Raw genomic sequence first — 23,718 nt, 5'->3', positions numbered from 1 at the left:
GTCAGGGCCGGGTGTACTCCTGCCGCACGGTCGTGGCGAGCCGGGTCAGCGCCTCCTCGGCGCCCTCCCGGTCGGTCCTGTCCAACAGGGCGAGGGCGTCCGCCGCCGCCAGCCGCACCCGCTGCGGCACCTCGTCCAGGGCGGCCATCCGGTAGGCGATCGTGCGCCGGGCCTCACGCTCCTCGGCGGTGACCCCGAGCGGGCCGGTCCGGGGGAAGACCGCGGCCTCGTACGCGGTCACATGGAGGAGCACCCCGTGCGCGATCCCCTCGGCGTACCCCCGCTGCCCCGCCTGACGTTGCGCCACGAGGAAGTGCGCCATCGCCCGCCGCCGCACGATGAGCGACCCCACCATCCCCACCAGCCCCGCGCACACCGCCGCGCCCAGCGCGACGAGGCCACCGCCGAGCAGCGCGCCGATGAGGGCGCCGCCCGCCATGAGCAGACAGGTCAGCCCGGTGGTCAGCATCAGCAGGGCGCGTGCGGGAGTGAGCGAGGCCATGGCGTGCAGTCTCTCAGCTCCCCGACCGGCGCCCCAAGCCGATCCCGCCGTGCGCCGACCGCGGAACACGCCCGCCGCGGTGGGGCGCGTGGGCTGACTGCGGGTCACACCGGCCGGTCGCGGTCACCGGTCCCGGGGCGGACCGCCCGTGCCGATCGCCCGTGAACGACCCGGCTCTCGTCCTCAACCACCCACCGTCGAACGAAGATCCAGCATCGGCATAGGGTGTCGTCCGTGACAGCCCGCGAGTCCGACGAGGCGGTCGCCGACCAGTGTGAGGCCGAGGGGGAGACCGCCGACCCATGAACCAGATCCTGTACGCCGGGGCCATAGGCCTGTTCCTGACCCTCATCGGCACACCCCTGCTGATCAAGCTGCTGGCCCGCAAGGGATACGGCCAGTACATCCGCGACGACGGCCCCCGCGAGCACGCCAGCAAGCGCGGCACCCCGACCATGGGCGGCATCGCCTTCATCCTGGCCACCCTGGTCGCCTACGCCCTGACCAAGATCCTCACCGGTGAGAGCCCCACCTACCCCGGTGTCCTGGTGCTGTTCCTGATGGCGGGCATGGGTGTCGTCGGCTTCCTCGACGACTACATCAAGATCGTCAAACGGCGTTCGCTGGGGCTGCGGGCCGGGGCCAAGATGGCCGGCCAGCTGGTCGTCGGCATCGTCTTCGCCGTGCTGGCCATCCGGTTCGCGGACGAGCGGGGTCAGACGCCCGCCTCGCTCAAGCTGTCCTTCGTCACGGACTTCGGCTGGACCATCGGACCGGTCCTGTTCGTCGTCTGGGCCCTGTTCATGATCCTCGCCATGTCGAACGGCGTGAACCTCACCGACGGTCTGGACGGACTGGCGACCGGCGCGTCCGTGATGGTCTTCGGCGGCTACACCTTCATCGGTCTGTGGCAGTTCCAGAACTCCTGCGCCAACGCCATGGAACTCACCGATCCCGCTTCCTGTATCGAGGTCCGCGATCCGCTCGACCTCGCCGTCGTCGCCGCCGCGCTGATGGGCGCCTGCTTCGGGTTCCTGTGGTGGAACACCTCACCGGCCAAGATCTTCATGGGCGACACCGGTTCCCTCGCCCTCGGCGGCGCGCTCGCGGGCCTCGCCATCTGCTCCCGCACCGAGCTGCTGCTCGTGGTGCTCGGCGGACTGTTCGTCCTGATCACCCTGTCCGTGATCATCCAGGTCGGCTCGTTCAAGCTGACCGGCCGACGGGTCTTCCGGATGGCCCCGCTGCAACACCACTTCGAACTCAAGGGCTGGTCGGAAGTCCTGGTCGTCGTCCGCTTCTGGACCATCCAGGGCATCTGCGTCATCGTCGGCCTCGGCCTCTTCTACACGGGCTGGGCGGCCGGCTGACCGGCCGGGGCGCGGCCCCGTCGCCGCCCAGCGGTGGCCGCGCCACCCCGCGGCGGTTCAGTCGAGGCAGAACTCGTTGCCCTCGATGTCCCGCATGACGATGCACGACTCGTAGACCCCGTCGGCCCGCAGCAGCCGCTCGCGGACGGCGCCGAGCGCCACCAGCCGCGCGCACTCGGCCTCCAGGGCGGCCAGGCGTTCGTCGCCCACGAGCCCGGTGCCGATCCGCACGTCCAGATGCACCCGGTTCTTGACGACCTTGCCCTCGGGGACCCGCTGGAAGTACAGGCGGGGACCCACCCCCGAGGGGTCGCCGCACGCGAACCCCTGGCCCTGCCGCTCGGGCGGCAGCGAGCGGTCGTAGGCGTCCCACGACGCGAATCCCTCCGGCGGCGGCGGTACGACGTACCCCAGCACCTCGCACCAGAAGCGGGCGAGGCGTTCGGGGTCGGCGCAGTCGAAGGTGACTTGGAAGGTCTTGATCGAGGACATCGGCGCACCCTAACGCCTGCCGTGCGGACCCGCGAAGGAAATTTCGGGACGGCGGGCCGCTCCGCGGCGGGAACGGGGCCGGCGGGGAGCGCGCCGCGACCGCCCTCCCCGCCCGCCACCGCTACATCGCCCCGCTCGCCTCCAACCGCACCGCCCGCAGATGGTCCGCCAAGGGGCCGAGGCCCACGTCGTGGCGGCGTTCGTCGACCGTCTCGGGGTGGCGGATCGGGTACGGGAACAGTGTGCCGGGATCGACGCGGGTGCCGTAGAACTGCGGCTGGCTCAGCTCGACCGCGCAGTGGTCGGCTATGTAGGCGTGGTGCACGGCGGGGCAGCGGCCGTCCGCGACAGCCTCGGCGATCAGATCGCGGCAGGTCAGCTGGAACCCCAGGTCGGGGGAGTGCAGCAGGATCATGAGGGCGGCCGTCGAGGCCGGCTCGCCGACGAGGGCGGCGCTGGGCCAGCCGTGGCGGGCGACGATCGCGTGCAGGGCGTCCGCGTTCCCGGCCCGGCACTCGATGATACGGGCGCCGGCCAGGGCGGTCGGTGCGGACCGGGCCTCGTGGGCCAGTCGCCGCTCGTCCTGCGCCCTGCGGAGCAACTCGGCGGCCAGGACCTGCTGCGGGGGGACGGCGAGGAGGGGGATGCCTTCCCTGGCCGGGGCGGCGTCTCTCACGTCGGCTCCCGTGCGGCGAGCGAGAACCACACGCGTTTGCCCACGTCGTCCGAGTCCGGCGGATCGGTGCCCCAGTCGTCGGCCAGCGCGGCGACGATGGCGAGCCCGCGCCCCGACTCGGCGGTGCCGTCCACCGTCCGGGGCCGGGGCCGCGCGGGCGAGGAGTCGGCGAGCGTCACGCGTAGCACGCGGTCGGCGCATTCGAGGGTGACGGCGATGGTGTCCGCGGGACCGGCGCTCGCGTGCCGCACCGCGTTCGCGAACAGTTCGTCCGTGGCGAGCACGGCGTCGTCGGCGATCGAGGACAGGTCCCAGCGGGCGAGATACGCGGCCACCGTACGCCGCACCCCGGCGGCGCACGACGGGCGCGCGGGCACCGCCAGACGGACCAGCCGGGACCTCTGGAGCGAGATCAAGGCAGCATCACCGCGTCCGCCTCCGCAGGCGCTCCGCCGGACGGGACGTCACGGACGCTCCAGCCGGGGTCGCGTGCCGGTGCGGCAGGGGTCCGTCGGCGGTGTGCGCGGACACGGACGGCCGTCATCGCGGTCCTCCTCGATACTCGGGGCGGCCGCTGGCGGACCGCCGGTGCTGTTGTCGCAGACAACAGCACCGGGCACACGAAACGCCAGGTGGTGGAGGGGTTGTGCGGGTGCGGGCGGGTATTGACGAGGGCTGTGTGTCCTCGCCGCCCCGGGGCACGCCGACGTGGGAGCGCGCCACGTCGGGCGGTCCGGGCGTGCCGGGTGGTCCGGCACGTGCCGATGGTGAGCCCGGCGTGCAAGGGCGCGGGCGGTGTGCCGGTCGGCGCGGTCGGCGTGATGACGGGGTGACGGCCCGCGTCAGAGCAGGAGCCGAGCCATCTGGTGGGCGGCTTCGCGGGCGGGCCGCCCGACGCCGATGAGGGTGGCGGAGGCCGGCCCCGTCCAGTCGCCGTAGCCGAGCAGATGCAGGCGCGGCTCCTCCACGGACCGTGTCCCGTCCGTGGCGATGTGGCCGCGCGTGCGGCGGAGCCGGAGCGGTGCGAGATGCGAAAGGGCCGGGCGGAAGCCGGTGCACCAGATGATCGCGTCGGCCTCGCTCCGGCTGCCGTCCGCCCACTCGACCCCGCTCGGGGTGAGGCGGGTGAACATCGGGCTCGCTCGGAGCAGGCCGCGGTCGCGGGCCTCGCGGACGGGTGCGGCGGCGACGATGTCGCCGAGGGAGGCGACACCGCCGGTGTCGGTGTGGCCCCGGTCCAGGGCGCGGCGGCGGGCGGTGGCCGCGTCGAAGAGGGCGCGGCCGTCGATGTCGTCGGCGAGGTAGCGGGGCGGACGCCGGGTGGCCCAGGTCAGTTCGGTGTCGTGGGCGAGGTCGGCGGCGATCTGGGCGCCGGAGTTGCCGCCGCCGACCACGATCACCCGCCGGCCGGCGAAGTCCCGCGGGCCGCGGTACTCCACGGTGTGCAGGTGCCGGCCCCTGAAGTCCGCGCGGCCGGGGACCGCGGGCAGGAAGGGGCGCCACCAGGTGCCGGTCGCGCTGACGACGGCGCGGGCGCGCCAGGTTCCGGCGTCGGTGTCCACGCGCAGGAAGTGACCGTCGCGGTGGACTCCGGCGACGCGCACCGGCCGCTCGACGGGCAGCTCGTACCGCTTCTCGTAGTCGGCGAGGTACTCCACCACGTGCTGCGCCCCGGGGTACTCCTGACCGGCCTGCGGTGGCATGAGGCGGCCGGGCAGGGAGGAGTAGGCGGCCGGGGAGAACAGCCGCAGGGAGTCCCAGGTGTGCTGCCAGGCCCCGCCCGCAGTGGTTCCAGCGTCGAGGATGACGAAGTCGACGCCCAGGCGACGCAGGTGGTATCCGGCGGCGAGCCCGGACTGGCCGCCGCCGATCACCACCACCGACGGCGTCCGCGTCACTCGGCGGCGCCCCGCTCGGGCACGAAGACGAGCGCCACCAGCGCCAGCCCGACCACGCCACCGATCAGCTGCATGACGATGAAGCCCGCGAGTGAACCGGGCGCGATGCCCGCGAAGGTGTCGCTGAAGGCACGGCCGATGGTGACCGCGGGGTTCGCGAAGGACGTCGACGAGGTGAACCAGTACGCGGCGCCGATGTACGAGGCGACGGCCACGGGTGCGTACCGCAGCCGGTCGGTGCGGGCCAGCCCGAAGATCATCAGGATCAGGCCGGCGGTGGCGACGACCTCGCCGAGCAGCAGGTGCCCGGCGGACCGGTCGTGGGTGGACCACTCCACCAGCGGCCTGCCGAACATGGCGTCCGCGAGGATCGCGCCCGCGACCGCTCCCACGATCTGCGCGGGGACGTAGGCGGCCACCTCGCGGATCGTCACCCCTGTGCCGCCGCGCCTGCCCGTCCACCACTCGGCCAGCGTGACCACCGGGTTGAAGTGTGCGCCGGAGACCGGCCCGAGCAGCAGGATCAGCACGCCGAGCCCGAAGACGGTCGCCAGGGAGTTGGCCAGCAACTGCACCCCGACATCCTTCGTCAGCTCCGTGGCCTGGATGCCCGAGCCGATCACCACCGCCACCAGGGCCGCGGTGCCGACCAGTTCAGCGGTGGCGCGGGCGGCCAGCGGCCTGCGGGGCGGGGCGGCGCCCGGCGCGGCCTGCGGCGCGGCGGACGGCATGGCCGACACCGTGGCGGATTCGTGCGTGGCGGTCAACAAGAGCTCCTCGGTGCGGTCGCCGGACGGCGCGGGTCAGGGGCAGGACCGCTTGTTGCCGGCGGCGGTTCGGGCGGACTCGGCCAGGTCGGCGAACCGGTCCGCGAGGGAGGCGATGACGTCGGGCTTGAGCCGGTAGTAGGTGAACCGGCCGCACGGCTCCGTCTCCACGACCCCGGCCTCGCGCAGCACTCTCAGATGGTTGGAGAGGTTGGTCTGCTTGGCACCGGTCTCCTCCACGAGGTGGGTGGTGCACAGCGTCTCCCGGGCGAGCAGGGTCACGATCCGCAGCCTGAGCGGGTCGGCCAGAACCCGGATCAGGTCAGCGTCGACTGACGTCATCATGGGCTGATACTGTCACATCAGTGGTGACTGACACCACCGCGTGCCGACGTCATCCGTGCCTGATGCCGTGGTGAGACAAGAGAGAGCCTCCGATGTCCGACAAGCCCTCCGTGCTGTTCGTCTGCGTCCACAACGCCGGCCGTTCCCAGATGGCCGCCGCCTGGCTGACCCACCTGGCCGGGGACCGTGTCGAGGTTCGCTCCGCCGGCTCCGACCCGGGCACGGCCGTCAACCCGGCCGCCGTTCAGGCCATGGCCGAGGTCGGCATCGACATCTCCGCCGAGGTCCCGAAGACGCTCACCGTCGACGCGGTCAAGGAGTCGGACGTCTGCATCACCATGGGTTGCGGCGACACCTGCCCCGTCTTCCCCGGCAAGCGGTACCTGGACTGGCAGCTGGAGGACCCGGCCGGCCAGGGCGTCGAGGCCGTCCGCCCGATCCGCGACGAGATCAAGGTGCTGGTCGAGGGCCTGATCGAGGAGATCGCGCCGGAGCCCCGGGAACACCGGGCATGAGCGGCGGGGCGACGGACCTGCGCGACGTCATCGTCATCGGCTCCGGCCGCGCCGGACGCACCGCCGCCCCCTGTACCGCGCGCCTCGGCGCGCCACGTGGTTCATCCCGCCCGACGCCCCGCATGACCGACCGTGGTCCCTGTATCCACCGGGTCGGTTCGGTGGGGGGCGGTGCCCTGCGCCGTGACGGTGCCGGCAGCCTCCGACGTAGGGCTTCGACGTCCCGTCAGGCCGCCGCCCCCAGCACCACCCGCGACCTGCGTTCGAACTCCTGCACCACCGGCTCGTGCCGGCGCGACGCGAGCCGTCCCCGGAAGTCGCGCAGGGCCTGGATCGACCGCTCGCTGTGCACCCCGCTGAGCGCCTGAAGCGCGTCGGTGGCGGTGGCGACGGCCTCGTCGAGGCGGTTCTGCTGGAGGTGGGCCGTGGCCAGGACGGACCGGCTGATGGCCTGCCGGCGCCGCCGGTCGGCGTGGGCGCGCACCGACTCGTTCGCCGTGTGCTCGGCCTGCGCGGCCAGACCCAGATCACGGAAGCACAGGGCCGACTCGGCCTGCAGATAGTGGTGGTCGAGGAACCGCACCCACGGCGACTCCTGGGCGGCACCCCGGCTCGCGTCGAGCTGCTTCTCCGCCGCGCGCAGCGCCTCGGCGGTCTCACGCGGCCGCCCGAGCGCCGCGTGGCCCCGCGCGGACATGGCGTGCAGCCGCATCAGCCCGAGCGGACTGCCCGCGTCCTTCGCCGTGGCGACACCGGCCCGTGCCAGCGCCACCCCCTCGTCGGGGCGGCCGAGGCTCGTCGCCAGATGGGACAGCCCGGCCAGGATCTGCCCGCCGAGCACATGGTCGCTGCCCTCCGCGCACAACCGGAGCCCCTGCGTCATGTACCGCTGCGCCAGGCCGTACTCCCCGGCGTCGTACGAGCTCCAGCCCGCCATGGCGGCCAGCCGGGCCGCGGCGGCGAACAGCTCACGCCGCTGGTTCGCCGGTGTGCCGCGCTGCTGCAGCATCGGCACGACCTCGGTGGTGAGGTACTGCACGATGCTCGTACGGACTCCGCCGCCGCCGTAGTGGTTGTCCATCTCGTCGAACATGCGGATCATCGCGTGGACCTGCTCCACCGGCCCCGCGCCGGACGCGGACGCCGGACGGGGCGCGTCACGGCTCTCCACCAGCCACAGCAGCCAGGCGCGCTGAGGGTTCGTCAGCGCGCCCGGCACGAACGGCACGGAGCCCAGCAGGCTCCGCCGTGAGATGTCGGTCGACCCCAGCTCCGCCAGGGTGTGCAGGGTCTCCGCCACGTTCTCCCCGTACATCAGCGCCCGTCCCGTCACCGGCCGTCCCCGGTCGAGCGGGAAGCCGAGGTCCGCCGGAGTCAGGGCACGGCCCAGTCGTTCGCCGAGGACGGCGGCGATCAACTCCGGAGTGTTGCCACGTGGTTGCTGGCCCTGTAACCAGCGGGTCACCGAGGCCTTGTCGTAGTTGGTCTCCGAGCCCTGGCAGCGGCCCAGCTCATTGACCCGCAGAGCGAGGGAGGCGTACGAACAGCCGGCCTCCTTCAGGGCGGCCGCGAGCGGCTTGTTGGGCCCAGCGGGCGTCGTCGCCGGGGTCCTTGCTAATCCGTTGGTCACGGCGGCCATCCAGGAGTCGCATCGTGTCGGCGCGCGGCTGTGAACCCGTACCCACCCGTGCGCCAACTCAGGGGCGGGCCGCAGGAGTTCGAAGGACACTGCCCGCTGCGTGCGGCAGGTCGCTCGATCACTATGGTGGCCGAACAACTCAGCCCGCAACCGGCGTTCTGATAATTTCAGAATGAACTCCGAGGACCTGTCCTTGTCAATGGATCACGTGGCACACTGCACGCTGTGAATCCCGCCCCGGGAGGTTGCACGTGAGTGAGACCCGCGTCGGAGGGAGCGCCCCGGCGGCGCCCACGGTCCTGCGCATGGTTCTCGGAAAACGGCTCCGTCAGTTACGGGAGCAGGCCGGCGTCTCCTTCGACGACGCCGCCCGCGCCATCGAGGTCACCGCGCTGACGGTCCGCCGCATGGAGAAGGCCGAGGTCGGCCTCCGCATCCCCTACGTGAAGGAGCTGCTGCGCACCTACGGGGTGTCCGACACCGAGATCGACGACTTCCTCTCCCTCGCCCGGGAAGCCAACCGACCCGGCTGGTGGCACAAGTTCCGCGACGTGCTGCCCGACTGGTTCAGCGCGTACGTGAGCCTGGAGAGCGAGGCCCAGGTCATCCGCCTCTACGAACCCCAGTACGTCCCCGGCCTGTTGCAGACCCACGACTACGCCGCCGCGCTCCTGCGCGTCGGCTTCCCCAACGCGGGCCCCGAGGACGTCGAACGCCGGGTCGCGTTACGGCTCCGACGCCAGGACCTGCTGGTCAAACCCGAGGCGCCCGCCATCTGGGCCATCCTCGACGAGACCGTGCTGCGCCGCCCCGTCGGGGGCGCCGAGGTGATGCGGGCCCAGATCGACCGGCTCGTCGAGGCGACGGAGCGACCCAGGATCAGAATCCAGATCATGCGCTTCGCCGCCGGACCGCACCCCGGTGCGTACGGCCCCTTCCACTACTTCCGCTTCGGCTTCTCCGAACTCCCCGACATCGTCTACACCGAGGGCCTCGCCGGCGCCCAGTACGTCGACCAGCCCGCCGAGGTCGTCACCTACCTGGAGGTCCTGGACCGGATGTCCGTGCAGGCGGAACCGGTGGCTCGGACCAGGGACATCCTGGCGGCACTACGCAAGGAGTTGTGACACATGGCAAGCACACCCGACCGCCCCGTCCACAGCGGCATGCCCGCCCCCGAACTCGGCGCCGAGGGCTGGCACAAGCCCTGGAGCGGCACCAACGGCGGATCCTGCGTCGAGGCCAAGCGCCTGCCCGACGGCAGCGTCGCCTTCCGCCAGTCCAAGGACCCCGGCGGCCCCGCCCTGGTGTACTCCCGCGACGAGATCGTGGCGTTCCTCGAAGGGGCCAAGGCCGGTGAGGCGGACTTCCTGATCGCATGACCGGAGGAACCCCGGCTCCCGGACCACTACGCCCGCACAACCGGACAACGCCCGCACGCACTCCCCCCGGCCCCCGTCCCCGCGCACACTGGGGAACCCCGCCCACGCGGGGCGAGCACACCACCGCAGGCGCACCACCCGAAGGGAGCGGCATGCGCACGCCGCCTCGTGTCCCCGGTCGGGCCATGCCGACCGTCCGACACGCCGGCCGCCCCGGCCGGGCCGCTCCCGGGGGGCGGGGATGACCCCGCCCCCCACCCTGACCCGCTACCGGACCCTGATCGTCGAGGGCCACGAAGGACCCGGCCGGGGCGTCCTCATCGCCGCGCTGGCCCGGCTGGGCTTCCAGATCCGGCACATGCCGCCCGGCCTGCACCACCTCGACCCCGCGCTGCCCTACCGCGAACTTCTCGCCGGACCCGGGCGGCTGGCCGTCGACAGCGGACTGATCGCCGAACTGGTCCACGGACCGCTGCGGCGCGGCCGGTCCCGGGTCACCTGGATCCAGGCCCTCGACTTCGCCGAGGCCGTGGCCGAACGTGACGGCGCCATGCTCCACCTCACCGCGACCCGCCGCACCCCGTGCGAGGAGGGCCACCCGCCCGGCGACGAGCGGGCCACCGAGGCGGCGGAGGCCGCCACAGCCTACGCGCGCGCGTTCGACACCCTTGCCCAGCACGTGCCGGTCGTGACCGTCCACGTCGGCGAGGCGCGCCGTTCCACCCGGCCCACCGAGCCCTCTCGGCAACAACTCCTGGGCGACATTGAGCAGTTGACGATAGGTTAGCGACGACCACGCGATGTGAGGCAGGAGAGTCCCATGCCAGAAGGCCACCCCACCCCCGACCAGGAAGCACTGTCGAAGATCGACACCACGGTGCCGCACTCGGCCCGTATCTGGAACTACTGGATGGGCGGCAAGGACAACTACGAGGTCGACCGGATCGCCGGTGACGCCTACCGGGAGATCGCCCCCAACATCGAGACGATGGCCCGTGCCTCCCGCGTCTACCTCATCCGCACGGTCACCTTCGTGGCCCGCGAGTGCGGCATCCGCCAGTTCCTGGACATCGGCACCGGCCTGCCGACGTACGACAACACCCACCAGGTCGCCCAGAAGGTCGCCCCCGAGTCCCGCATCGTCTACGTCGACAACGACCCCCTGGTCCTGCGCCACGCCCAGGCACTGCTCACCAGCACCCCCGAGGGCGTCACCGACTACGTCGACGCCGACCTGCACGACCCCGAGGCGATACTCGAACACGCCGGGAAGATACTCGACTTCGACAAGCCGGTCGCCCTCATGCTCATGGGCATCCTCGGCCACGTCCAGGACTACGAGGAGGCCAAGGACATCGTCCGCCGCCTCCAGGCGGCGCTGCCCCCGGGCAGCTATTTCGTCCACTACGACAGCACCGACACCGACGCCGAACTCAAGCGCGCGCAGGACGGCTACGACGACACCGGCGCCGTCCCCTACGTGCTGCGCAGCCCCCGCCAGTTGACCGCCTACTACGAGGGCCTCGAACTGCTGGACCCCGGCATCGTCTCCTGCCCGCTGTGGCGCCCGGAGCCGGGCACCTCCCCGGAGCCGACCGACGTGTACGGGGGAGTGGCGTACAAGCCGTGACCCGCGCGGCCTGAACCCGCGCCGCCGCACGGGCCCGCCCCGCTCCGCCGGTTCACCGGAGCGGGGCCGTGACCTTCCCCGTGTCGCCGTGCACATGGCACAGCAGCAGGCAGACGTCGTCCTCGTGCTCGGAGTCGTCCAGCAGCGGGTGCAGCAGCAGGTCGGCGGAGCCCTCCAGATCCTCGGCGAGCGCCGTCGGCCGCAGCGCGCCGAGAGCCCCGGCCAGCCGGTCGATCCCCGGGTCTATGCCCTGGGCACGGCGCTCCACCAGACCGTCCGTGTACAGCGCGAGCGTCGATCCGGGCGGCAGCGGGACGGTGTGGTCGGCGATCTCCTGGCGCAGCGGGATCCCGAGCATCGCGCCCGGTTTGGCGTCCAGCACCCGCACCTCGCCGTCGGGCGAGCGCAGCACCGGCGGCGGATGCCCCGCCGCCGCCCAGGTCAGGGTCGGCTCGTGCGGATGGAAACGGGCGATCACCGCCGTGGCGTACAGATCGGGCTGCATGTGGTGCAGGAGCAGATGCAGCTGGGTGAGGAGCTGGCCGGGGCTCTTGCCGTCCACCGCGTAGGCGCGCAGCGCGGTCCGCAGCTGGCTCATCATCACGGCGGCGTGCAGACCGTGCCCCGTGACGTCGCCGATCACGGTGATCAGGCCGCCGTCGGGCTGACGGAAGGCGTCGTACCAGTCGCCGCCGATGTTCAGGCCCCGCGTCGCCGGCAGATAGCGCGCGGCGAGCCGCAGCCCCGGCGTGAGGGGCAGCTCGGTGAGCAGGGCGCGCTGCAACGTCTCGGCGATGTCCCGGTTGTGCTCGAAGCGCCGGGCGTTCTCCAGGGCGACCCCCGCCCGGCGGGCGAGTTCGATCAGCATGAACGCGTCGTCGGCGTCCCAGCGGTCGGCCGGCGGCGACAGGGTGAGCACGCCCAGCGGAGCACCGCGGGTCATCAGGGGCACGCACAGCAGCGGCCGCTCGGGGTCCAACGCCGAGGGCGGCTGGTCCTCGACGCCGGGCAGGCCACCGGGGTGGTCCGCGGCGTACTGGGGCCGTCCCCGGCGGGCGGCCACGACGGCTGCTCCCGGGCGCGGACCGCTCAGGCGCACGTCGTCGTCGCCGTCGAACAGCCAGATGTCGGCGGTGCGCGCGTACCGGGGCACCAGCAGCGTCGGCAGCAGCCGCACGATCTCGTCATGGTTCAAGGACGCCGTCAGCGCGGCGCTGGCGTCGGCGAGGAAGGTGAGCCGGCCCCGCGCGTTCTCCGCCTCCTCACGGGCCTTCTGCTCGGCGGCGAACAACTCCCGCTGCGCGCGTCCCGCCGCGTCCAGCTCCGCGTGCAGCGCGAGCACACCCTGGTTGGTCTGATGCAGTTCCTCGCGGTGGAAGGCGACCAGAGCCTCCTGCTCGTCGAGCTTCTCCAGCAGCAGCGCCGCGTCCTCGTCCGCGCCGAACAGGGCCTCCGCGAGCGTCACCGGATCGTCGCCCACATGCCCGGAGTCCGGCAGCCCTTCCTCCTGGGCACAGCCGACCGTCAGCCGCCACGGCTGCCGGAACTCGCCCGGCCGCTGCGTCGCCGACGTCACCTCCACGAGGAACCGGCTGCCCGCCGGCGGGGTCGCCGCGGCCCGCGCGCTCAGCAGCCAGGTGCCGCCCTTGGTCAGGCACTGTCGCAGCTGCGCGGTCAGGGCGGTCACCAGCCGGGCACGGTCGGTCGGGGACACCCCGTGCGCCGTGGCCAGCCGCGCGGCGGCGATACGGGCCCGCGCCGCGTCGGTGACGGAGCTGATGTGCCAGGTTCTGGTCATGGAAGGTGGTCCGGCGGGGACGGGCTCAGCACCGCGACGCTGGTGTCGTCACGGACCGGCCGGGCGGAGCTGCTCGCGTCACGCACGATCACGGCGGCCACGACAGCGGGGTCGAGAGCGGTGCTGTGGGCTGCCGGACCGGGGCTCCAACGGCTCGGCAACCCGTCGCTGTGCAGCACGAGCAGACAGTCGTCCCCCCAGGGCAGCTCATGCTGCGGCATGGTCGCCGGCCGGTGCGCGCCCACGATCCCGGGCCGCGACAGCAAGGGCTGCCACGTCGCGCCGGTCCGCAGCCTCGCCCCTATGTTGCCGACGCCGGTGAAAAGCAACCGCCCGGCCGAGGCGTCGAGTTGGGCGACGGCGACGGCTGCCCCCCGAGTGTCGCGCAGCGCCCCCTCCAGCCGGCGCATGACCTGCGCGGGCGGCAGATCGGGCACCCGGCGCAGCTCCTCCACCGCCGCCGTGGAGGCGCGTGCCGCCTCGGGGCCGTGCCCCAGCCCGTCGGCGAGGACCAGCGTCGTGAGGTGGTCCGCCCGCACCCACGCCCAGGCGTCGCCGGAGAACTCAGCGCCCGCCAGCGGGATGTTCACGCCCCCCGCCCGTACGCCGTGCCCGGCGGGACGCACGGTACCGCGCCGCCTGCGGGAGCCGAGCCGTGCCAGGGCGACGGTGCCCCGGCCGACCGTGCTGTGCAGATCGAAGTCGTCGGCGACCCGACGGCAGGTGCCGAGCCCCGCACCCAGGGAGGAGGTGGTGGAGTAACCGTCCCGCAACGCGCCCCTCACATCCCGCATCCCGGGCCCGTGGTCGATCGCCACGATCTGCACCATCGGGATCCGGTCCTCGCCCGCAGGCAGCCGGTCCACGACGTCCAGCAGTATCAGCCCGCCGTCGGCGTGCTTGAGCAGATTGGTCGCCAACTCGGTCGCCACGAGCGCCGCTTCGGCCGTCCGGTCCTCGTCCAGCCCGGCCCGTGCCGCCGTGTCCTGGGCGGCCACCCGGGCATCGCGCACCCGGGTCGAGTCGCGCACCGGCACCTCCCACACGCGGGACATCACTGCTCCTCGCGCGGCCGCGGCGGACTCGACAGCCATGTCGTCACCGTCACGGTGGTGCCCCTGCCGGGGCGGCTGTCGATGGTGAACTCGTGGACCAGCCGCCGCGCACCGCCGAGTCCCATGCCGAGGCCCTCACCGGAGGTGAAACCGTCCACGAGCGCCCGGTCGAGGTCCTGGATGCCCGGCCCCTCGTCGCTGAACGCCAGCCGCAGCCCCTGCACGCCGCCGCTGGTCACGGGCGTGCACTCCATCTGGCCCCCGCCGCCGTGGATGAGGGTGTTGCGGGCCAGCTCGCTGGCCGCCGTCACCAGCTTCGTCTGTTCGACCAGGCCGAAGCCGAGCTGGGCGGCCGCCTGCCGCACATGCTGCCGTACCCACACCAGATCGAGGTCCGAGTGAATCGGCAGGCAGGCGGAGACGCCGCCGGCGGTCTGCATCACACACGCTCCTGGCGGCTGTCCCCCGGGCGGGGGAGGGTCGGGCCCTGGTCGCCGAGCAGACGCATCGCGTCCTCGGTGGTGAGCGCGGTACGCAGCCCGGGCAGCGTCAGCCCCAGCTCCACCAGGGTGATCGCCACCGCCGGACGCATCCCGGCGACGACGGTCCGGGCTGCGAGCAGACTCGTCTGGGCGGCGATGTCGCCGAGCACCCGCCCGAGGAACGAGTCGACGATCTCGACGCCCGACAGGTCGATGACCACCCCCGTGGCCCCGCTGCGCGCGACCGTGTCGCTGATGTCCTGCTGGAGCTGCTCCGCCGTGCCGTCGTGCAGATCCCCCGGCAGCGTCACCAGCAGCACGTCACCCAGCCTCAGGACGGGGACGGGAGTCGCGTACGGGGAGGGCCCGCCGTACGGCGAGGGGAAGGCGCCGCTCACCTGTGCTCCGAACCGGCGCCCTCGCGCGCGACGATGTCCGCACCCTGCTGCCCCAGCGCGTAGGCAAGGGCGTCCGCGAGGCTCGCGCGGGTCAGGACCGAGCTGAGGTCGATGCCCAGGTGCACGATGGTCTGCGCGATGGCCGGCCGGATCCCGGAGACGATGCACTCGGCCCCCATCAGCCGTGCCGCCGCGACCGTCTTCATCAGATGCTGGGCCACCAGGGAGTCCACGGTCGGCACACCGGTGATGTCCAGGATGGCGAACCTCGCGTGCTGTTCGACGATGGAGTCCAGCAGCGTCTCCATCACGACCTGGCTGCGCGCGCTGTCCAGGGTGCCGATCAGGGGGACGGCGACGATGCCCTCCCACAGCTTGATCACCGGGGTGGCGACCTCCAGCAGCTGCAGTCGCTGCCGGTGGATGACGTCCTCGCCCTCGCTCAGTGCCGTCTCCAGCACGACCAGACGCAGGGTTCCCATGAGGACCGTCAGGGTCGTGGCGCATTCGCGGACGTGTTCCGCCGGCGCGTCGGGGAACTCGGCGAGCAGCAGCTCGGTGACGGGGGGCCGCAGCGCGTCGACCTCACGGGAGATGTCGGTGATGCTGGCGCCGGCCCGCGCCCGGGCGGCCGCCGTCCGCGCGAGCTGGTCGCGCACGATGTGGAAGCCGCCGGACTCCGCGTCCTCGACCGTGTCCGCGCCGGCCACCGCGGCGAGCGCGTCCACGACGGCCCGGCCCGCCTCCACCGCCTCGTCCCGGGAGTGCGTGAAGACGGTCCGGAACAGCGCGGCGTCGGCCCAGCGCTGCGCGATCTGTTCCTGCCGGCCGCGCAGGAAGTCCGCCACCTCCTGGGCCGGTGTCCTGCGGTGCGCTGCCGTGTCCTGTTCCGGCACGGGTCTCTCCTCACGTGCTGTGGTGACTTCCCGCTGCGGGGAACGAGTGGGGGGCGAAGTCGTGGGGCGGCGCACCCGGCCATGGCGTCGTGCGGTCCGCCAGCCATGAGGAGGAGCCGGTCGTCCGCCTCGCCTCCCGGGGCACGCACCGATCCGCAGGCCCTCGGCCCGGCACTCCCCGCGGACGGCCGACTCCGCGTCGGCCCGCGGGAGTTGGGTTACGACGAAGAAGGGCCCGGCGTCGTCGGCTGCCGCGCGCCGCGCCCGTGAACGGCCCGGCGCGGGCGGTCCGGCCGCGCGTCGCCCGGCGCCTCCGGGGCACGGACCCACGACTCCAGGGCATGGATCCACGAGTCCGGGGCATGGACCCATGAGGGGGGCGCCGCCGACGCCAGGAGCGTCCGACCGTCGACCCGGCCTCGGTCCGACAGGCATCCGAACCCTTCCCACGTGCTTGTCTCGCGCTCACTCTGTTGCTTCCGGCGACAGTTGTCAAACGACAACCATCGGGTCCCCTGTGCGACCCCGCCCACCCCTGGGCACCGCCCGTACCGCGCAGCCCGCCGCCCCCTTCGCCGCCACCGCCCCCTTCGACGCCTACGCCCCGGCCGACGGCTCGTCCGGCGGGCTCGGCAGCCGGCCCGAGTCCACCGACGCCAGCGCCTCGTCGACGCTGTCCACCGTCGCCACGGTGAGGCTGACCCCCGTGAGATCGAGGATCCGCCGCACCGCCGGCGTCGGGGCGATGACGTACACACCCCCCGGGATCTCCCGCACCTCCTGGTAGGTCCGCAGGATGATGTTCATCCCGGACGAGTCCATGAAGGGCACCGCCGAGACGTCGAGGAGGAAATGCCGTCGGCCGTGGCTCAGTTGGTTCGCCAGATGGTGCTGCAGCTCGGTCGCCGTATCGATGTCCAGTTCCCCTTCGATGGTGAGCAGAACGGCGTCCTCGCGTGGCAGATCCACCGTGATCGACAGGGGGTTCTGGGCAACGGACACAAGGGCCTCCCACAGGCGCTACCGACCGGGGCCGAGTGCCCCGATCGACGGATTCGATGCATCGCTCGGCGACGCGCCCGTGCGCATACCCGCGAATCATCCGTCCACACGGGGTGTGATCAGGCGACTCCCGGTTCCAGGAGCCCCGTGCGCAGCCGCTTGATGATGCGGCTGATCAACCGGGAGACATGCATCTGGGACACGCCGAGCTGCGCGGCGATCTGGGACTGGGTCAGCTCCTCCACGAACCGGAGATGGATGATCCGCCGCTCCCGCTCGTCGAGCCGGGCGATCAACGGTGCCAACGAATGGAAGTCCTCGACGAGTTCCATCGACGGATCCAGCTCGCCGATCCGGTCGCCCAGTACCGTCTCCCCGTCCTCGCCGCCGTCGAAGGTGAGCGCGGCGTCCAGCGAGGACGTGTGGTAGCCGTTGGCGGCCTTGCGGGCCTCGATGACCTCCTCCTCGGACAGGGACATCAACTCCGACAGCTCACGCGTGGTCGGCATCCGGCCCAGTCGGGACTGCAGCTCGTCCTTGGCCTTGGCCAGTTCCACCCGCGCCTCCTGGAGCCGCCGTGGCACATGGACGGCCCAACTGGTGTCACGGAAGAACCGCTTGATCTCGCCCACGATGTAGGGCACGGCGAACGTCGTGAACTCCACCTCGCGCGACAGCTCGAACCGGTCGATGGCCTTGATCAGCCCGATCGTCCCGACCTGGACGATGTCCTCCAGTGAGTCCTCTCTGCCGCGGAAGCGCGAGGCGGCGTACCGCACCAGCGACAGGTTCATCTCGATCAGCGTGTTGCGCACGTACTGGTGGTCGTGGGTCCCCTCGTCCAGCATGGCCAGCCGGTCGAAGAACTGCCGCGACAACGCCCGCGCGTCCTTCGGCTTGATCTGTGACGGGTCCTCGATGTACGGCAGCGCCGCCCCCGTGGTCAGGACCTTCTCCCGTGCCGTGCCCGTCGTCCGCGCTGCCGTCACGGCTGCCATGCCGTCCACCCCTCTCACCCGACTGCCTGTTGCCACCCCACGGTTGCCCCCGTCCGCCCGAGTCAGTCCCGCCGCGCCCCGAACGGGACGCTCAGGCTCCGCACTCTGGCCGGAAGTCGCCGCCGCGACGCCCTCCGACCGCTTCGGCCCTCCCACCGGCACCGACTCCCGCTCCGAGGACCCGTCACGAAGAACGCGCGCACAGTTGTTTGTCTCACGAATCGAGGGGCAATCGGTTCTCCACGCCTCCGTGACGGAGGCACGCCGGAGGAAACGGCGTTCCGCGTCCGGGCCCCCCTCTCACCCGCCCGCCGTCCTCCTCCACGAGTCCCTGACAGCGTCGTTCAGGAGCGATTCCGCATGCTGGTCAACGTGTCCGCAAACGGATCCGGTACGTCCGCCCGCCCCGGCACCACCGACAGAAGGTCACACGACGACGCCCCCGACACCGCCACCGCCTTCGCCCGACTGGCCGCGATGGACGAGGGGCCCGAGCGGGACGCCGTACGAGACGCTCTCGTCCAGGCGTGGCTGCCCATGGCGCACCGCATCGCGGGCCGGTTCCGCAACCGCGGCGAGTCGCTGGAGGACCTGCGCCAGGTCGCCGCCATGGGCCTGGTCAAGGCGGTGGACCGCTACGAACCCGAACGGGGGGCGTTCGAGAGCTACGCCGTACCCACCATCACCGGAGAGATCAAACGGCACTTCCGCGACCGGATGTGGACCCTCAGGGTCCCCCGCCGCGTGCAGGACCTGCGCAACAAGGTGCGGGTCGCCCGCCGTGAACTCAGCCAGACCTCCGGCGCCACCGAGCCGTCGATCGCCGACATCGCCGCCCACACCGGGCTCACCGAGGAAGAGGTCAACGCGGGGATGGAAGCGCTGGAGAGCTTCAGCGCCCTGTCCCTGGACGCCGAGATGTCCTCCGGGGACGACGGCTACAACCTCGCCGACACCCTCGGTTCGTGCGACGAGGCGTACGACGTCGTCGTCGACCGGGAGGCAGCCAAGGAAGGGCTGCGCCGGCTGCCCGAACGGGAGCGCGCCATCCTCTACATGCGCTTCTTCGAGGACATGACCCAGAACCGCATCGCCGACCGCCTCGGCATCTCCCAGATGCACGTCTCCCGCCTCATCAGCCGCAGCTGCGCACGGGTCCGCGAGGAGGCCCTCGGCCAGGCGGCCCAGGCCGGCCGCAGGAACGGCCGGCGCGCCCGGGACAGCTGAGCGACCGCCTCGGCCCCCTGCCCACCCGTCCGCCGCACCGCACCCGGTCCGGCCCGCCCCCGCATCGAGTCGTCCAGTCCATGAACCCTGCCGTCCAGATCACCCAGGAGCGAAACAGATGCTGATGCCCCATCCCGCGACCCTGCGCCGACTCGTCGAGGAGTACGAGTCGCTCACGTCGTACGAGGGCGAGCACAACGACCCGCAGGCCACACGCCGCGCACAGGACCTCGCGTACACGCTGTGCGTGTCCACGGGCACCCGCGACGTCCGGCAGGCCCTGGAGGCCGCGCGCCGGCAGCTCGCCGCGGCGCAGGCCACCACGACGGCCGAGCTGTGCGGGCACGGGATGGCAACGAGCGGTGATCTCGGCAGCCATGGTCCGGGCGGGAGCGGGTATGCGGCGCTTCATGAACACTGACGCACACCCCTGTCCCACCGCGCCGGCCCCGCCGCGCACCCCGTGACGGCGATGGAACGCCGGCCGGTCGGTGAGCGCGGCACCGCCCCCACCGAGGGCTCGTCCCCCGGGGCGGCGCGCCCGCCCGTCGCCGTCACCAGCGCCGCGGCGGCCCGCCGCCATGTGCGCGCGGTCGTGGTGGAGCGGTGGTGCTCGCCGTCGGGACCGCCGTCCGAGGCGGCCATGATCGACCTGCTGCTGGTCGTCTCCGAGCTGGTCACCAACGCGGTCCGGCACGGCGGCGGCCTGGCCGGCTTCGACGTGGCGGTCTCCGAGGCAGGCGTACGGCTGGACGTGAGGGACTACAGTCCCGCCGTCCCCACCGCCGCCCACGGCCCCGGCATGCCGCCCCGCTCCCACGAGGGCAGCGGATACGGCTGGCCGCTGATCAACCGGCTGTCCAGCCAGGTCGACGTCCGCCGCCCGGCGGAGGGCGGCAAGACGATCAGCGTCCTCGTGCCGCTGACCTGATCCCGGGCAACCGCGAACGCCCCGACCCACCGGGCCGGGGCGCTTCCGCGTGCCTCCCTCACCAGGGCAGGAAGACGTGGATGTCCTTGCCGCGCTCGCTGCCCTGCTCGTGCACCACCACGCTGACCTCGTCGCACAGGGTGTGGATCAGATACCACCCGATACCGCCGCCGCCCTTGCTCGGATGGAACGGGCGCGGTTCGGGCGAGGTGACGCTCGTGTCGTGCATCATCACGTGCACCCCGTCGTAGGTGCGGCGCATGGTGAGCTCGAAGGGCCCGGGGGCGTACTGCACGGCGTTCGCGGCCAACTCGGTCACCACCAGCAGGATGTCGTCCCAGTGCTCCTGTGCGGCGGGCAGCGACGTGCGCGCCAGCACGCCGAGGAACTCCTCCGCCGTCGCGCGGGCACCCGTCACGTCGCCGAGTTCTCCGTCGAAGGCGGCGTGGCGCTTGTGCATCTCCTCGTACGGCAGTTTGTCGTCCCAACGCGGCTCTGTTGCCATCTCGTCTTTCCCCGCTCGGCTCTTCGAGGCGGACGCGATGTCGCGTTCCTCTCCGAGGCACGTGCTTCCCCCGATGAGAGCGGCTACGCGTTCGAAATGGTAGGGATGGACGGGGCATTGGGGAAGACAGTGATCTCATGCCGCTCTCCCCGTACGAGTGCCCGCTACGGCGTGGCCGATTCACTCTCTTCGGCAGGTGTCCGCAGGACCAGCAGTGCCACGTCGTCGCCGTTCTCCGGGGGACGCGCCCGCTCCAGCAGCAGATCGCAGAACACGTGCAGGGGACGCTGGGCCAGCGCCGCGGCGTGCTGCCGCAGCCGGGCCATACCGCGGTCCAGGACGTGTCCGGGCGACTCGATCAGGCCGTCCGTGTACAGCACCAGTGTGGAGAGCGGCGGCAGCGGGGTCAGCACGTCGGTTCGACCGCGGGCGAGGCCGGTACCGAGCAGATGGTCGTGCTCCTCGTCGAGGAAGGCCGACCGCCCGTCGCGCGTGATCAGCAGCGGCGGCGGATGACCGGCGTTGGTCCACCACAGCGCCCACCCGGCGGCCCGCCGCTCCACCCTGCCGAAGATCATGGTCGCCATCGACGCGTCCGTCACGTTCACCACGGCCTGGTCCAGCCGCTCCACGATCACGCTCGGCGGCTCCTCCAGCGCCCAGGCGTAGGCCCGCAGCATGTTGCGGACCTGCGCCATCCCCGCGGCCGCGTCGATGTTGTGCCCCACCACGTCCCCGATGGCCACCGCCGTCGCCCCGTCGGCCAGCGGGAAAGCGTCGTACCAGTCGCCGCCGACCTGCGCCGACCGCGACGCCGGTACGTACCGCGCGGCCATGTCCAGCCCCGGCACGTCCGGCAGCTGCGGCAGCAGATGCCGTTGCATGGTCTCCGCGATGTACCGCTGCCGCTGGTACAGCCGGGCGTTCTCCAGCGCCAGCCCCGCCCGCCGGGCGATGTCGTCCAACAGCGACAGCTCGGCGTCCGTCATCACCCCCGACTGGGCGTCGCGGCCCAGCGTGAGGGCACCCAGGACCGCGCGCGGCCCCCGGATGGGCGCGATCGCCGCCGAGTGCATGCCCGTCACCTTGAACAGCCGCTGCTGCGCCACCGCGATCCCCGAGTCCGGCGGCCCCTGGTAGGTCTCAGGCCCGGCGAGGGTGGAGGCCGCGCCGCGCAGCGCCCGCGACAGCGGCATGAGCGACTCCTCGTGCACCGGGGGCAGCGGCCCCTCCAGTTCCTCGCACCGCACCACGGCACCGCCGTGGTGGGTGGCCACCGTGGTCCGCCACACGTCGTCGCTCTCGGTGATCAGGTCGACGACCGCCCAGTCCGCGAGCCGCGGCACCACCAGCCGCACCAGCCGTGCCACGGCCTCCTCGGCATCCAGGGTGGAGGTCAGCCGGGTCGTCGTCTCGGCGAGCAGCGCCAGCCGGTCCAGCTGCGACAGCGCCCGCGCGCCCCCCGTCGGGGGCACCTTCTCCGCGGAGTCCGTCTCGTAGAACAGGACCGCGGCGCCCAGCGCACCGCCCTCGTCGAGGCGGCACGGGGTGACCAGCCAGGACACCGCCAGCAGCGTGTCGTCGCCCCGGGCGAACCACTCGCGTGCCCCGCCCTGCGTGGTGCCGCCGAGGAACGCGTGCATCATGGGGCAGGCGGCCCGCGGCATGCTCTGACCGAGGCCGTCACGGTGCAGCAGCTCGTGGGCGTCCCGGCCGACGAGCGCGGCGGCCGTACGGCCCAGCAGGAACTCGGCCCGGGCGTTCACCGCGACAATGGAACCGTGGTCGTCCACCACGTACATGCCCGCGTGCACCAGGTCGGGCAGATCGCCCGGTGCCCGCACCGCGGGGCCGGACGGCCCTTGGGCGGTGTGGTCGGGACTCCACGCGTCCATGCTCGGGTTCCTCGCCTTCGAGACTTGACGAACGGGGCCGCCGGCCCCCCGCCGGGGGAAGGAGAGCCGACAGACGTTCGGAACGCACTACCCCGTCCGCGCCGACCTAGGCGCACGACATCTTCGCTCAGGCGGCCCCGCCCGGCCAGGGAGCCCTCACGCCTGGGTGTGCCGGACACAGGCGGCGACGACCTCGCGCAGACTTCCGGTCCGCTCCATCACCTCCCGCTGCACCCGGGCACCGTTGCCCCGCCCCGCGAGTGTGGCGAGGAAGTCGCGGACCAGATCGAGGTCGCCATTGTCGGCCAGGGCCTCCTCGACGTGGTCCACCAGGGAGCGGATCACCTCGTCGGCGGGGCGGGGCCGCATCGTCACCGGGTCCAGCAGGTTCCCCGTCATCCCGGACCGGGCGGCCCGCCACCGGGCCAGCCGCAGCATCGCGGCCGTGTGGCCGAGAGGGGCCCGGCCCGCCTGCCACTGCCGTGCCGCGGTGTCGGCGAGCCCTCGGGTCAGTGCCGCGACGAGCACCGCGGTGTCGGGGTGCAGAGACACGTCCGCGACCCGGATCTCCACGGTCGGGTACCGCTGGGCGAGCCTCGCCTCGAAGTACACCATCCCCTCGTCCCGCACGACCTCCGTGGCCATCAGCCCCGCCACGTACCGGTGGTACCGCTCGGCCGTGCCGAAGATCTCCGCCGGACCGGCCATCGGCCACATGTCCCACACCTGACTGCGGTAGCTGGCGTACCCGCTGTCGCGGCCCTGCCAGAACGGCGAGTTCGCGCTGAGCGCCGTCAGCACGGACAGCCACGGCCGGATGCGGTCCAGCACCGCCACACCCTCGTCCTCGGACCCCACCGACACATGGACGTGGCAGCCGCACACCAGCTGCGCCTGCGTGTCGAGCCCGAACTCCCTGGCCATCCACTGGTACCTGCTGTTCATGGTGATCGTCGGGTGGACGGGCAGCGGCGACGTGGCCAGCGCCACGACCGCCCCGCCGACCTCCTCGGCGTGCCGCGCCGCGTCCTTGCGACAGCGGACGATCTCCGACCCGAGGTCCGTCATCCTCGACTGCGGTCGCGTCGCGAACTCGACCTGCTCGTCGTGGAGCTCCTTCTCGAACACGTCCTGCCCCGTGCCGTCCCGTGAGGCACGCGCGAGCACCGCCGCGGCCCTGGCCCGGGGCTCACCGGTCTCCGGATCGACCAGGAGGAGTTCCTCTTCCACTCCGACGGTACGCACGTGATGTGGCCCCTCTCCCATGAGGTGATGGTGACGGCCGTGTGCTCTCGCACGGGGACGGGACACCTCG

27 protein-coding genes are annotated in these 23,718 nt (G+C 72.5%); 9 read left to right on the top strand and 18 right to left on the bottom strand.

Annotation, left to right across the window (positions count from 1 at the left end; all coding sequences use genetic code 11):
* Position 1 precedes the first annotated feature (1 nt).
* On the bottom strand, positions 2–502 hold the full coding sequence (locus tag GSY65_RS00965) for a hypothetical protein (RefSeq protein WP_159765358.1): 501 nt from the start codon (positions 500–502) through the stop codon (positions 2–4).
* 302 nt (positions 503–804) lie between these two features.
* Here GSY65_RS00965 and mraY point away from each other — a divergent pair, with 302 nt between their 5' ends.
* Positions 805–1,872, top strand: a complete 1,068-nt coding sequence (mraY, locus tag GSY65_RS00960; RefSeq protein WP_159765356.1) for a phospho-N-acetylmuramoyl-pentapeptide-transferase — start codon at positions 805–807, stop codon at positions 1,870–1,872.
* A gap of 57 nt (positions 1,873–1,929) precedes the next feature.
* On the opposite strand, the gene GSY65_RS00955 is transcribed toward mraY, so the two are convergent.
* From GSY65_RS00955 to GSY65_RS00930, 6 genes are all read right to left on the bottom strand, one after another.
* Entirely contained in the window at positions 1,930–2,364 is a 435-nt protein-coding gene (locus GSY65_RS00955) for a VOC family protein (RefSeq protein WP_159765354.1), read from the bottom strand.
* A gap of 121 nt (positions 2,365–2,485) precedes the next feature.
* Positions 2,486–3,040: a DUF6624 domain-containing protein gene (locus GSY65_RS00950; RefSeq protein ID WP_443043187.1), complete on the bottom strand. Its 555-nt coding sequence runs from the start codon at positions 3,038–3,040 to the stop codon at positions 2,486–2,488.
* A complete protein-coding gene (locus tag GSY65_RS00945; protein ID WP_159765352.1) occupies positions 3,037–3,456 on the bottom strand; it encodes an ATP-binding protein in 420 nt (139 codons plus the stop codon). The genes GSY65_RS00950 and GSY65_RS00945 overlap by 4 nt, the downstream gene beginning before the upstream one ends.
* 426 nt (positions 3,457–3,882) lie before the next feature.
* Positions 3,883–4,938: an ArsO family NAD(P)H-dependent flavin-containing monooxygenase gene (locus GSY65_RS00940; protein WP_159765350.1), complete on the bottom strand. Its 1,056-nt coding sequence runs from the start codon at positions 4,936–4,938 to the stop codon at positions 3,883–3,885.
* On the bottom strand, positions 4,935–5,669 hold the full coding sequence (locus tag GSY65_RS00935; RefSeq protein WP_159775491.1) for an aquaporin: 735 nt from the start codon (positions 5,667–5,669) through the stop codon (positions 4,935–4,937). The genes GSY65_RS00940 and GSY65_RS00935 overlap by 4 nt, the downstream gene beginning before the upstream one ends.
* Before the next feature lie 72 nt (positions 5,670–5,741).
* The gene (locus tag GSY65_RS00930) at positions 5,742–6,050 is read right to left on the bottom strand and encodes an ArsR/SmtB family transcription factor (protein WP_159765348.1); all 309 of its coding nucleotides are present in this window, start codon (positions 6,048–6,050) and stop codon (positions 5,742–5,744) included.
* A 92-nt stretch (positions 6,051–6,142) separates the two neighbouring features.
* Between GSY65_RS00930 and GSY65_RS00925 the strand changes: the two genes are divergently transcribed.
* Positions 6,143–6,565 (top strand): arsenate reductase ArsC, encoded by a 423-nt coding sequence (locus GSY65_RS00925; protein WP_159765346.1) that lies wholly within the window; start codon positions 6,143–6,145, stop codon positions 6,563–6,565.
* 226 nt (positions 6,566–6,791) lie between these two features.
* Here the strand turns inward: GSY65_RS00925 and GSY65_RS00920 are convergent, their stop codons facing one another.
* Positions 6,792–8,204: a hypothetical protein gene (locus GSY65_RS00920; protein WP_159765344.1), complete on the bottom strand. Its 1,413-nt coding sequence runs from the start codon at positions 8,202–8,204 to the stop codon at positions 6,792–6,794.
* A 305-nt stretch (positions 8,205–8,509) separates the two neighbouring features.
* On the opposite strand from GSY65_RS00920, the gene GSY65_RS00915 reads away from it, so the two are divergent.
* The 4 genes from GSY65_RS00915 (at position 8,510) to GSY65_RS00900 (ending at position 11,216) form a co-directional block, all read left to right on the top strand.
* Positions 8,510–9,331: a helix-turn-helix domain-containing protein gene (locus GSY65_RS00915; RefSeq protein ID WP_159775489.1), complete on the top strand. Its 822-nt coding sequence runs from the start codon at positions 8,510–8,512 to the stop codon at positions 9,329–9,331.
* A gap of 3 nt (positions 9,332–9,334) precedes the next feature.
* Positions 9,335–9,586 carry a DUF397 domain-containing protein gene (locus tag GSY65_RS00910; RefSeq protein WP_159765342.1) on the top strand — a complete coding sequence of 84 codons (252 nt, stop codon included), beginning with the start codon at positions 9,335–9,337 and terminating at the stop codon, positions 9,584–9,586.
* Between the two features lie 241 nt (positions 9,587–9,827).
* Positions 9,828–10,373, top strand: coding sequence for a hypothetical protein (locus tag GSY65_RS00905; protein ID WP_236579646.1), 546 nt, complete (start codon positions 9,828–9,830; stop codon positions 10,371–10,373).
* A 33-nt stretch (positions 10,374–10,406) separates the two neighbouring features.
* Entirely contained in the window at positions 10,407–11,216 is an 810-nt protein-coding gene (locus GSY65_RS00900) for an SAM-dependent methyltransferase (RefSeq protein WP_159765340.1), read from the top strand.
* A gap of 52 nt (positions 11,217–11,268) precedes the next feature.
* Here the strand turns inward: GSY65_RS00900 and GSY65_RS00895 are convergent, their stop codons facing one another.
* From GSY65_RS00895 to GSY65_RS00865, 7 genes are all read right to left on the bottom strand, one after another.
* Entirely contained in the window at positions 11,269–13,014 is a 1,746-nt protein-coding gene (locus GSY65_RS00895; protein ID WP_159765338.1) for a PP2C family protein-serine/threonine phosphatase, read from the bottom strand.
* Positions 13,011–14,069, bottom strand: coding sequence for an ATP-binding SpoIIE family protein phosphatase (locus tag GSY65_RS00890; RefSeq protein WP_159775487.1), 1,059 nt, complete (start codon positions 14,067–14,069; stop codon positions 13,011–13,013). Before GSY65_RS00890 ends, GSY65_RS00895 begins: the two co-directional genes overlap by 4 nt.
* Positions 14,069–14,509, bottom strand: a complete 441-nt coding sequence (locus GSY65_RS00885; RefSeq protein WP_159765336.1) for an anti-sigma regulatory factor — start codon at positions 14,507–14,509, stop codon at positions 14,069–14,071. Before GSY65_RS00885 ends, GSY65_RS00890 begins: the two co-directional genes overlap by 1 nt.
* Positions 14,509–14,949 carry an STAS domain-containing protein gene (locus GSY65_RS00880; protein ID WP_159765334.1) on the bottom strand — a complete coding sequence of 147 codons (441 nt, stop codon included), beginning with the start codon at positions 14,947–14,949 and terminating at the stop codon, positions 14,509–14,511. The genes GSY65_RS00885 and GSY65_RS00880 overlap by 1 nt, the downstream gene beginning before the upstream one ends.
* Positions 14,946–15,845, bottom strand: a complete 900-nt coding sequence (locus tag GSY65_RS00875; protein WP_159765332.1) for an STAS domain-containing protein — start codon at positions 15,843–15,845, stop codon at positions 14,946–14,948. The genes GSY65_RS00880 and GSY65_RS00875 overlap by 4 nt, the downstream gene beginning before the upstream one ends.
* Positions 15,846–16,442: 597 nt before the next feature.
* Positions 16,443–16,847 (bottom strand): STAS domain-containing protein, encoded by a 405-nt coding sequence (locus GSY65_RS00870; RefSeq protein ID WP_159765330.1) that lies wholly within the window; start codon positions 16,845–16,847, stop codon positions 16,443–16,445.
* Positions 16,848–16,966: 119 nt separating this feature from the next.
* Entirely contained in the window at positions 16,967–17,845 is an 879-nt protein-coding gene (locus tag GSY65_RS00865) for an RNA polymerase sigma factor SigF (RefSeq protein ID WP_236579645.1), read from the bottom strand.
* Between the two features lie 360 nt (positions 17,846–18,205).
* Here GSY65_RS00865 and GSY65_RS00860 point away from each other — a divergent pair, with 360 nt between their 5' ends.
* From GSY65_RS00860 to GSY65_RS00850, 3 genes are all read left to right on the top strand, one after another.
* The gene (locus GSY65_RS00860; RefSeq protein ID WP_159765328.1) at positions 18,206–19,072 is read left to right on the top strand and encodes a SigB/SigF/SigG family RNA polymerase sigma factor; all 867 of its coding nucleotides are present in this window, start codon (positions 18,206–18,208) and stop codon (positions 19,070–19,072) included.
* Between the two features lie 118 nt (positions 19,073–19,190).
* Positions 19,191–19,493: a DUF5133 domain-containing protein gene (locus GSY65_RS00855; RefSeq protein WP_159765326.1), complete on the top strand. Its 303-nt coding sequence runs from the start codon at positions 19,191–19,193 to the stop codon at positions 19,491–19,493.
* 51 nt (positions 19,494–19,544) lie between these two features.
* Entirely contained in the window at positions 19,545–20,003 is a 459-nt protein-coding gene (locus tag GSY65_RS00850) for an ATP-binding protein (protein WP_159765324.1), read from the top strand.
* A gap of 58 nt (positions 20,004–20,061) precedes the next feature.
* On the opposite strand, the gene GSY65_RS00845 is transcribed toward GSY65_RS00850, so the two are convergent.
* The 3 genes from GSY65_RS00845 to GSY65_RS00835 form a co-directional block, all read right to left on the bottom strand.
* Positions 20,062–20,508, bottom strand: a complete 447-nt coding sequence (locus tag GSY65_RS00845; RefSeq protein ID WP_159765322.1) for an ATP-binding protein — start codon at positions 20,506–20,508, stop codon at positions 20,062–20,064.
* Between the two features lie 164 nt (positions 20,509–20,672).
* The gene (locus tag GSY65_RS00840) at positions 20,673–22,403 is read right to left on the bottom strand and encodes a SpoIIE family protein phosphatase (protein ID WP_159765320.1); all 1,731 of its coding nucleotides are present in this window, start codon (positions 22,401–22,403) and stop codon (positions 20,673–20,675) included.
* Between the two features lie 156 nt (positions 22,404–22,559).
* A complete protein-coding gene (locus GSY65_RS00835; protein WP_159765318.1) occupies positions 22,560–23,648 on the bottom strand; it encodes a glutamate--cysteine ligase 2 in 1,089 nt (362 codons plus the stop codon).
* Between the last annotated feature and the right edge of the window lie 70 nt (positions 23,649–23,718).

Origin of the sequence: Streptomyces sp. HM190, from assembly GCF_009857135.1 — a bacterium.
Classification (GTDB): Bacteria; Actinomycetota; Actinomycetes; order Streptomycetales; family Streptomycetaceae; genus Streptomyces; species Streptomyces heilongjiangensis.
The sequence above is the reverse complement of the archived record's forward strand: the minus strand, read 5'-3'. Positions and strand labels throughout refer to the sequence as shown.